Source organism: Acinetobacter sp. YH12236 (assembly GCF_013417645.1).
Taxonomy (GTDB): domain Bacteria; phylum Pseudomonadota; class Gammaproteobacteria; order Pseudomonadales; family Moraxellaceae; genus Acinetobacter.
On sequence record NZ_VPDM01000056.1, the window covers coordinates 1 to 9,647 of the forward strand.

The window sequence follows — 9,647 nt, forward strand, 5'->3', positions numbered from 1 at the left end:
TAACTTTCAACTTTTGCCAGTGTTGATCTGTCAGCATGGTACGAGGCATAGCGAATAGTAAAATTGGGTTTGGCGATTTGATTTTACTACTTCGCTATTTTTTTAAGCTAAAAGTGTCAACACACCCTAGTTAAATGCTTTTTATATTTTTATAAGTTGGAATCTTCTCAATGGAAGATAGCCGTAATTATCTTGCTAACAAGAAGCCAAACAAGAAATGATCTGATTTTTAAATATCCTGAAATTTAAGCAGGGTTTGATGTGCTGGATGACCTTTTGGCATCAGTTCAATCAGACGTTCAACCGCATCAATTGCTTCAGGAAAACGTGCTACATGTTTCAGCAGCACATCAGTTTCATTGGCTTTGAAAATAGCATCACTGAGACGTGATTCCAGACAATCCCGCCATGCACATAAAAATGGGCTTTCAGTTTTTGCCAGAAAAACTCCAGTATAAAGTTTTAAGGCTGAATCGATATAACCTGCATCTAAAGACTGTTCGGTTTGCAGGAAGTCTGCTTCAACATGCGCCAGCAATCGATAAGGGCGCGAACCAAGCATACCGCCCAGAATATCTCGTAACTGTGACATTTCAGCTTTTAGCGTACCCATGCTGACTTTACGTTCGCCATAAAGTGCCTGATGCAAGTGATCCAGACTTAAACCTTGTGGGAATAAAGCCAGAATAGCGAGAATTTCAGTCTGGCGTGGGGTTATGGTCAGGGTTTTACCATTAAAAATGACCTGCGGGACAGAAAAGGCACGAATATATAAACGCTGTTTTTGCGATTCCAGTAAAGCAGATTGAATGATGGATGCACAACGTTCGGCTGCTAATAGCCCTAAGCTATTATGTTTTTGCCAGTGGGTGGACAGATCAATAACCCCTAGAATCTGTTTGGAATAAGGATCAATAATGGGGGAGGCATAACAGACTAGATCCTGCACGGAAGGCATGTAATGTTCGCTGGAAAACACGCAGCTCGATTGTTGGGTTTTGATCGACAGGGCAAGGGCATTGGTCCCGACCAGTTCCTCACGCCACTGACCGCCTTCAACTAAGTGAATATTATCAGCAATTGTGCGCAATTCAGGGCAGGAGGCCCGCCATAGTACCGTACTGCCAATATCTCCAACGGCCAAAACCATAGAGGACTGTTCGGCAATATGCCTCAAACTTTCAGCACAATGTTCCAAGGCATGACTTAAAGCCGAAGAAGTGCTGATTTGTTTTATATCTGTTAATGGGGCAGCCAGACGATTTTTGGGAATCTCGGCTAAAGAAGAGCGTTGCCAGGAGCTAACGATGCTCTGTTCGAGTTGTGCTGCATGTGAAGGCGATAAACTGCTGCTTTGACGAAGCTGATCAATTTTTTGCCTTTGTTGTATCAAGCTCTGTTCTGTCATCATTCCTTATTCTCACAATAATTCATGATTTACATCCAAATGTAATTATTATTGTTTTTATGAGGAATCAAAAGAAATGTAAATCGGTTGAGTGCCAACCTTTCTCCAACCTTATAACGCGTATGTTAACTAAATAGAGTACGGATGTACCTTATACCAAAGCTGTAGATGCAGCATTTTTAAAGATTAAAATAAGCAAAGGAAATACATATGCGTTATATCGATCCGAACCAGCCTGGCTCAAAAGTTCATTTCAAAGCCCAGTATGACAACTTTATTGGTGGGCAATGGGTGCCGCCAGTCAAAGGCGAATACTTTGATAATATTTCTCCTGTAGATGGCAAGCTGTTTACCAAAGTGCCACGTTCTAGCGTGGAAGATATCGAACTGGCGCTGGATGCTGCGCATAAAGCTAAAGCACAATGGAATAAATCATCTCCAACGACTCGCTCTAACATTCTGCTCAAAATTGCTGATCGTCTCGAAGCCAATCTGGAACTGCTGGCGGTGGCTGAAACCTGGGACAATGGCAAGCCAATCCGTGAAACCCTGGCTGCTGATATTCCTTTAGCGATTGATCACTTCCGCTATTTCGCCGGCTGTATCCGTGCGCAAGAAGGCGGCATTTCTGAGATTGATGAAGATACCATTGCCTACCATTTCCATGAGCCTTTAGGTGTGGTTGGTCAGATCATTCCATGGAACTTCCCGATCTTGATGGCAGCATGGAAATTGGCACCGGCTTTGGCCGCAGGCAATTGTATCGTTCTGAAACCGGCAGAGCAGACCCCGGTCAGTATTCTGGTACTGGCTGAACTGATTCAGGACCTGTTACCTGAAGGTGTATTAAACATCGTGAATGGCTATGGTGTTGAAGTCGGCCGTCCACTGGCTGTGAATCCGCGTATTGCCAAAATTGCCTTCACTGGTTCGACTGCTGTAGGTCAGCAAATCATGCAATATGCCACTGAAAATATTATTCCGGTGACACTGGAACTTGGTGGTAAATCACCAAATATTTTCTTTGAAGATGTCATGGCGCAGCAGGATGATTATCTGGAAAAAGCACTGGAAGGTTTCACCATGTTTGCCTTGAACCAAGGGGAAATCTGTACCTGTCCATCACGTGCTTTGGTCCAGGAAAGTATTGCTGATCAGTTCCTGGAACTGGCAATCGATCGGGTTAAACGTATTAAAACTGGTCATCCACTCGATACTGAAACCATGATTGGTGCGCAGGCATCGCAGGAACAGCAGGACAAGATTCTGGGGTGTATTGCAACAGGTCGCGGCGAAGGTGCAGAAGTGCTTGTTGGTGGCGGTGTACGTCAGGAAGTCGGGCAAGGCTTCTACATTGAACCGACCATCTTTAAAGGCACCAATAATATGCGTACCTTCCAGGAAGAAATTTTTGGGCCGGTACTGGCAGTAACCACCTTTAAAGATTTTGATGATGCCATCAAGATTGCCAACGATACGATTTATGGCCTAGGTGCTGGTGTCTGGTCACGTTCGGCACATACCTCGTATCGCGCTGGCCGTGCCATTGAAGCGGGTCGTGTCTGGACCAACTGCTATCATATCTATCCGGCCCATGCAGCCTTTGGTGGTTACAAGAAATCTGGGATCGGTCGTGAAAACCACAAGATGATGCTGGATCATTACCAGCAGACCAAAAACCTGTTGGTGAGTTATTCAACCAAGCCAGCTGGTTTCTTCTAAATAAAAGCAAAAAAGCGAACTTCGGTTCGCTTTTTTTATAGTAGAGAATCTTTAATAAGTGGTATTTGAGATATAGATCACAGATGCTAATTAAAAGCATGAATCAATTGAAATTTAACTTTATCGGAAAGTTGAAAAAATGAATGAAATAGGTTTTACATTTTGAAAAATTCTGGTTATAAGTTAGAGGTGGTTTTTATCCAGAACAACAAATCGACACTCAGGAAGGGTGCCTAAAGAAGCGTATTTTAAAAATGATGAAACGGGAGTTTTATAATGCTTCAACTACTGAAAAAACTATTCTGCTTGCACATTTATGAATACCAGCAAATGGAGGAAATTGGGGCAGATTGGGAATGCCGCAAATGTGGTACCCAAAGAGATTAAAAAATACTGCAAGAAAAAGTGAGCGATATGCTCACTTTTTTATATCCATTATATTTAATCTAAACTCATATCCATTAAAATCATTACCAGTACCACATGATGAGAAGGCTTAAATGAGCAAAGATTTCCATGCCAAAACCTATATTGTAGATGAAAATCTGGCTGACACTTTACACTGGTTAAGCCTGCATCAGGACTGTTATGACTCTTTTAGTTTTGATGCACTGACGCAGGAACTGGTCGTACATCATGCCAATGGAACAGACCAGATCCGGATCGGTGATTATCTCAATGCCAGTTATGGCATTTTAATTACTGCGCATAACTTTTCAGCATCTTGAATTATTTCAATTAACTTGCCATTGCATCAGTCGCCAATGCGCGGATGCTTGGCTTTGGTTGTTCTGCTACCAGTCCCAATTTTTCAAAGAGCTGTTGGTCACGACCTTTGGCTGTATTTGGAGTCGTTAGAAGTTTTTCGCCTGAGAAAATTGAGTTGGCGCCTGCCATAAATGCCAATGCCTGATCTGAGTCAGTCAGTGATTCACGGCCTGCCGAAAGACGAATATAACTTTTTGGCATCAGAATGCGGGCCACTGCAATAGTTCGAATCCATTCAATCACATCCAGTTTTTCAACATCTGCCATCGGTGTGCCTTCAATTGGCACTAGCATATTGATGGGCACAGATTCTGGGTGAATCGGAAGTGTAGAAAGCTCAAATAATAAACCGATCCGGTCATTACGACTTTCACCTAAGCCGACAATGCCACCACTACACACTTTTAAACCCGCTTGACGCACATGATCCAGTGTATCCAATCGGTCATCAAAACTGCGGGTACTGATAATATGTGAATAGTATTCACGTGACGTATCCAGATTGTGGTTGTAATAATCCAGTCCTGCATCTTTCAGGCGTTCTGCCTGTGAGGCATTCAGCATGCCTAAAGTCATACAGGTTTCGAGTCCCAGTGCTTTGACTTCACGTACCATGTCCAGTACATAAGGCATATCACGTTCATGCGGATTACGCCACGCTGCTCCCATACAGAAACGTGAACTGCCAGAGGCAAGAGCTTCTTTTGCTTCCTGAATTACTTTTTCTACTGCGATTCGTTTTTCCGCTTCGAGTTTGGAGTCATAATGTGCGGACTGAGAACAGTATTTGCAATCTTCTGGGCATTTACCGGTTTTAATAGAGAGCAGGGTACTGACCTGAACGGCATTGGCATCAAAATATTGACGATGAACCTGTTGAGCCTGAAAGAGCAAATCCATTAAAGGTTGTTGATACAGGGCCTCAATTTCTGCACGAGACCAATCATTACGTATTGGATCAATACTGTTCATCTGTCCATCCTTGTTCATATTTATTTATCAGGCTCCATCTTAAGTAAAAGTATCGCCATCTTCATTAGCAAAATATGACCTTATAGAAAAAACAAAACCCACACAAGGTGAGCTTTGTAGTTGAACTCTTGATCGGAGTTTATTCACGATGATTTCCGTGAATATTCTGGTTTTGTAAATCACTACGATGTTGCTTGTTTAATACACGTTCATCTTGTTCGTGCTGGTTATTTTTTGGAGAGCCAAGCGGGCCATGTTGTGACTGCTGCTGTTGCTGTTGTTGCTGCTTCTGGTGTTGATGTTGCAACTCTTCAAGCTGTTCCTGATTTTGATGTTGTGTATCAGATGACTTTTGCATATCCACCTCCGGCTTTATTTCTATTCTTTTTCCTTTATGCCATAGCTTGCACAGTAACTGTGTAAGGCTTTGACGAGAAAATGTGAACCGAAGTAAAAATTGAAAATTACCGGGATTTTGCCAGTTGTTCCTGTATGGCCCAGTCAATATGAACTTGTACAATCTCATCATGTTGATTCTGCTGAGCTTGTAATGCCTGGACAATCTGTGGATCAAAAGGCGCATTACCCAAGCCGATCGCAATATTGCGCATAAAGCTCTGATAGCCGGTACGGCGTAATGGACTGCCTTCAGTTGAGCTTAAAAATGTAGCTTCATCCCATTGCCAGAGATCCAGTAAACTCACTTGATCCAGTCCATGTCGGGGGTGAAAATCTTCAATATTAGTTTTTTGAGCAAAGCTGTTCCACGGACAAATCAACTGACAATCATCGCAACCGAAGACCCGGTTACCAATCCCTCGACGTAACTCCTCTGGAATGATCCCTTTATACTCAATGGTTAAATAAGCAATACAGCGACGTGCATCCAGCATATACGGTTCAACAATAGCCTGTGTCGGGCAAATATCAATACAGGCTGTGCATGAACCACAATGTTTGCTTGCAGGCTCATCAAAGGGCAGTTCCAGTGAGCTAAACAGCTCACCTAAAACAAAGAAAGACCCGGATTTTTTATGGATTAATAAAGTATGTTTACCGGTCCAGCCCATGCCCGCACTTTCGGCCAGGGATTTTTCAAATACAGGAGCAGAGTCTGCAAAGGGGCGGGATTCAAATTCACCGACTTTTTCCCGAATTTTAGAAGCCAGCATTTTTAGGCGCCCGCGCATGGTCTTATGATAGTCACGACCACGGGCATAACGGGCAATAATCGCAGAATTTGGTGCATAGGGCACTAGACGCGGTTCTGGAAGATCGACCAGATAATCCATTCGTACACAGATCACGGATTTGGTATTGGGAATAAGCAGTGTGGGATCGGCACGTTTTTCCAGATTTTCTTCCAAAAACTTCATATCACCGTGATAGCCGCGGTCTAAATATTCCTGCAAGCGGACTAATTCTGCTTGAGCATCCGGTTGGGCAATGACACAATCAGAAAAACCCAGTTCTCGTGCCTGCGCTTTGATCCACGCTTTCAGTTCATGGGGATCTTGTTGATAAACTTGGATTTGCGCTTGGGAATCGGGTGTTGTCATAAACCAGAAACAGGAAATAAGAAATGCAGCAGCAAGTTTATCATAGCCGCAATATACAAGCATGGGAGCAGCGCTGGTTTGGCAAGCAAAATAGTTCTTATGGTTTGATGCAACAGGTAGCATGGTCGATTGCGCAGCGACTCATCCCTTTGTTGGAACAACAGCAATTGACCCGAATCGCTGTGTGTTGCGGTCAGGGTAATAATGCCGGTGATGGTTATCTGATAGGTAAATATTTAAAACAGGCCGGTTTTGAAATAGATATTTATGCAGCAGAACCCGATCCATCACAGGATCTGGCTCAAGCAATCCGGGAAACTCAGCAAATCGGTATACCCACTTATTCAGGTTTTAATTTTCAGAAACAATATGATGTCTATATTGATGCCTTATTTGGGATCGGCTTGAACCGTGATCTAAATGAAAATTGGCAACAGATTATTCAAAGCATTAATGCCCAGCAAGGTCTTAAAATTGCAGTGGATATTCCAAGCGGACTGCATGCCAATACAGGCCAGTCTTTGCCGGTTGCCATTAAGGCAGATCATAGTTTTACTGTTTTAGGTTTAAAGGCGGGACTATTTACCGGACGAGGCAAAGAATATGCCGGCAAGGTAGAGGTCATCTCGGTTATTCCTCCCGATGCTGAACTTGTGCCGATAGCTCAAATTTCCTCGACTCAAATTCATCTGCCTAAACGTGAAGCTTTTGGACATAAGGGCAGTTATGGGCATGTGCTCGTAATTGGGGGGCATGCCGATATGGGCGGTGCGGTCATTATGGCAGCTGAGGCAGCCTTTGCTGCCGGTGCAGGTAAGGTCACTGTGGTTTGTGATGCCAAACATCATACTGCCATTTTGTCACGTGCTCCGAATATCATGCTGCGTGATATTAATGCGCTAGATGCTGAGCAACGCCAAGCTTTAGTTCGTCATGTGGATGCTGTCTGTTTTGGTATGGGGTTAGGACGAGATACTTGGGCTGAACAGCAATATAAATACTGGTTTGACCTGATTCAGCAATCAGAACTGGAGATAGTTCTCGATGCAGACGCCTTGTGGTTTCTGGCAAAATCACCACAAAAGTTGAATGCCCATACTTATGCAACACCACATCCGGGTGAAGCGGCTACTTTGTTAGAAATGAAAGCATCAGAAGTCGAAGCAGATCGTATTCAGGCAATTCAACAGCTCCAGCAAAAATATCAGGGACAATGGGTGCTCAAAGGTTCAGGTAGCCTGATTTTAGAAGATGCTCTTTTCATCTGTACCGCAGGCAATGCCGGTATGGGAACCGGAGGAATGGGAGATGTACTTGCTGGCATGATCGCAAGTTTGAAAGCCCAATTTAAAGATGCCATTCATTTACATGAGATCGTAACTTTGCACGCACTTGCAGGCGATTTGCTGGCAAAAAATGGGGAGCGCGGCTTGCAGGCACAAGATATGAAACATGCCATTTACCAGGTTGTGAACCACTAAGGAAAATAAAAATGCAGGCCATTCATTTGATCATTCAGGGCAAAGTGCAGGGCGTGGGCTACCGTCGCTGGTTTGAACAACAAGCAATTCAATTAGGTTTAAAGGGTTTTGTGCGTAATCTGGAAACAGGTGAAGTTGAGGCTATCATTGTTGGGAAGGAAGCGATTGTTCAGGAAATGATCCAGTTCAGCAGAACTGGACCACAACGTGCAGAAGTTACTGCAATTCATCAGCAGAAATTGACTCTTCAGGACGCTGATTTTCAGGATTTTAAAGTATTAACTAAAGACTAACGACGACGGGTGCTGACCCGGCTGCGTCCGCGTGCCATACCGCCCAAGGCATTCAATACGGCCATTTTACTCATGCTGCCTGAAGCATGAGCATGACAAATCGCAGCAGCAAGTGCATCGGCAGCATCTTGTTGCGGTTTGATTGTCAGGTTCAGAATACGCATAACCATCATCTGAACCTGTTCTTTGTCTGCAGCGCCATAGCCCACAACAGACTGTTTGATCTGCCGTGCCGTATATTCGGCAACTTTCAGATCCAGATTCACCAAGGCTGCGACTGCCGCACCACGAGCCTGACCCAGTTTGAGAGCAGAATCCGGATTTTGTGCCATAAACACCTGTTCCACCGCAGCCTCGGTCGGGCCGTAAAATTTGACAATCCGTTCGACACCAGCAAAGATTCGTTTTAAACGTTCAGGCATTTCCGCTGTTTCAGTTCTAATCGTTCCTGCATCAACAAAAGTGAGTTTTGAACCTTCTTTTTGGATGATACCGTAACCTGTTAGACGCGAACCGGGATCAATCCCAATAATTAATGACATGCCTGCACTTTAAAAATAAAATAATGCCCATATTGTTACATAAGCGTATCAAAAAAGCTTGATCCTGATGAAGCAGTTGATTACAGCATCCTAATATTTATTTTACTGAGATTAGATTAATTTTCATGAAATTATTTCTTATTATCCTGGCCGGCTTAGTCCTCGAAGTATTTGTATGGATTGGCGTGGGTGACCTTGTCGGGAGCATGTGGTACGTATTTTTCTGGTTCGTGGCGGCTTTCTTTATCGGTATGAACCTGATCCGGAAATATTCGGCCGGTGTAATGCCACAAATGCAGCAAATGCAGATGGGACAGATGAGTGCAGATCCAGCATTATCAAATAATTTGCCTAAAATCTTAGCCGGCTTTTTCCTGCTGATTCCTGGTTTGATTAGTGATGTGCTTGCGGTATTAATGCTGATTCCACCTGTACAACGTGCTTTCCAGGCAGCCATGATGAAAATGATGATGAAACGTCAGCAAGCCATGATGGAAAAAATGATGGGTGGCATGATGGGCGATGTCGGTGGTGGTGCAGGCCAAAACCCGTTTGCTGAAATGATGCGTCAAATGCAGGATATGCAGAACCAGCAGGGGGGGCATGGCGATTCAACCATTATTGATGGTGAAGCTCGTGAAGTGACCCCGGAAGCCAAGAAAATTGAAATGAAAGATGTGAACAAGAAATAAAATCACGCTTTCAATATAAATGCTTCAAGCCGAATCTCATGATTCGGCTTTTTTATTGGAACTTTCTAATTTCATTAAACAAAAGCTCTGTACACGACAAAAATAGATAACTCATTGAAATAATGTCACAATAATTGTTTTCTAACGACGAATACTATGACACATCTCAATGAGTTATATCTTATCTTAAACAAATCTCTAAAATGGAAC

General features: G+C 43.5%; 10 protein-coding genes. 5 read left to right on the top strand and 5 right to left on the bottom strand.

The window, feature by feature from the left end:
* Positions 1 to 229 precede the first annotated feature (229 nt).
* The gene (locus FTV14_RS15270; RefSeq protein WP_166139384.1) at positions 230 to 1,411 is read right to left on the bottom strand and encodes a helix-turn-helix domain-containing protein; all 1,182 of its coding nucleotides are present in this window, start codon (positions 1,409 to 1,411) and stop codon (positions 230 to 232) included.
* A 207-nt stretch (positions 1,412 to 1,618) separates the two neighbouring features.
* Here FTV14_RS15270 and FTV14_RS15275 point away from each other — a divergent pair, with 207 nt between their 5' ends.
* Both FTV14_RS15275 and FTV14_RS15280 read left to right on the top strand, forming a co-directional pair.
* Entirely contained in the window at positions 1,619 to 3,130 is a 1,512-nt protein-coding gene (locus FTV14_RS15275; protein WP_180014192.1) for an aldehyde dehydrogenase family protein, read from the top strand.
* A 500-nt stretch (positions 3,131 to 3,630) separates the two neighbouring features.
* The gene (locus FTV14_RS15280) at positions 3,631 to 3,858 is read left to right on the top strand and encodes a hypothetical protein (RefSeq protein WP_125279759.1); all 228 of its coding nucleotides are present in this window, start codon (positions 3,631 to 3,633) and stop codon (positions 3,856 to 3,858) included.
* Positions 3,859 to 3,868: 10 nt separating this feature from the next.
* Here FTV14_RS15280 and bioB read toward each other — a convergent pair whose 3' ends face one another.
* The 3 genes from bioB to queG all read right to left on the bottom strand — a co-directional run bounded on the left by bioB (position 3,869) and on the right by queG (position 6,429).
* Positions 3,869 to 4,870, bottom strand: a complete 1,002-nt coding sequence (gene bioB, locus FTV14_RS15285) for a biotin synthase BioB (RefSeq protein ID WP_179993091.1) — start codon at positions 4,868 to 4,870, stop codon at positions 3,869 to 3,871.
* 139 nt (positions 4,871 to 5,009) lie between these two features.
* The gene (locus tag FTV14_RS15290) at positions 5,010 to 5,228 is read right to left on the bottom strand and encodes a hypothetical protein (RefSeq protein WP_005236211.1); all 219 of its coding nucleotides are present in this window, start codon (positions 5,226 to 5,228) and stop codon (positions 5,010 to 5,012) included.
* A 106-nt stretch (positions 5,229 to 5,334) separates the two neighbouring features.
* Positions 5,335 to 6,429, bottom strand: coding sequence for a tRNA epoxyqueuosine(34) reductase QueG (queG, locus tag FTV14_RS15295; protein ID WP_159124491.1), 1,095 nt, complete (start codon positions 6,427 to 6,429; stop codon positions 5,335 to 5,337).
* A gap of 23 nt (positions 6,430 to 6,452) precedes the next feature.
* On the opposite strand from queG, the gene FTV14_RS15300 reads away from it, so the two are divergent.
* Both FTV14_RS15300 and FTV14_RS15305 read left to right on the top strand, forming a co-directional pair.
* Positions 6,453 to 7,910, top strand: coding sequence for an NAD(P)H-hydrate dehydratase (locus tag FTV14_RS15300; protein ID WP_180054119.1), 1,458 nt, complete (start codon positions 6,453 to 6,455; stop codon positions 7,908 to 7,910).
* A gap of 11 nt (positions 7,911 to 7,921) precedes the next feature.
* A complete protein-coding gene (locus tag FTV14_RS15305; protein ID WP_180054120.1) occupies positions 7,922 to 8,203 on the top strand; it encodes an acylphosphatase in 282 nt (93 codons plus the stop codon).
* Here the strand turns inward: FTV14_RS15305 and ruvC are convergent.
* Complete coding sequence (ruvC, locus tag FTV14_RS15310; RefSeq protein WP_004784062.1) at positions 8,200 to 8,745, bottom strand: crossover junction endodeoxyribonuclease RuvC; 546 nt, start codon at positions 8,743 to 8,745, stop codon at positions 8,200 to 8,202. The two genes, FTV14_RS15305 and ruvC, sit on opposite strands and share 4 nt — an antisense overlap.
* Before the next feature lie 125 nt (positions 8,746 to 8,870).
* Between ruvC and FTV14_RS15315 the strand changes: the two genes are divergently transcribed.
* Positions 8,871 to 9,437, top strand: coding sequence for an FxsA family protein (locus FTV14_RS15315; protein WP_159124495.1), 567 nt, complete (start codon positions 8,871 to 8,873; stop codon positions 9,435 to 9,437).
* Positions 9,438 to 9,647: the final 210 nt, after the last annotated feature.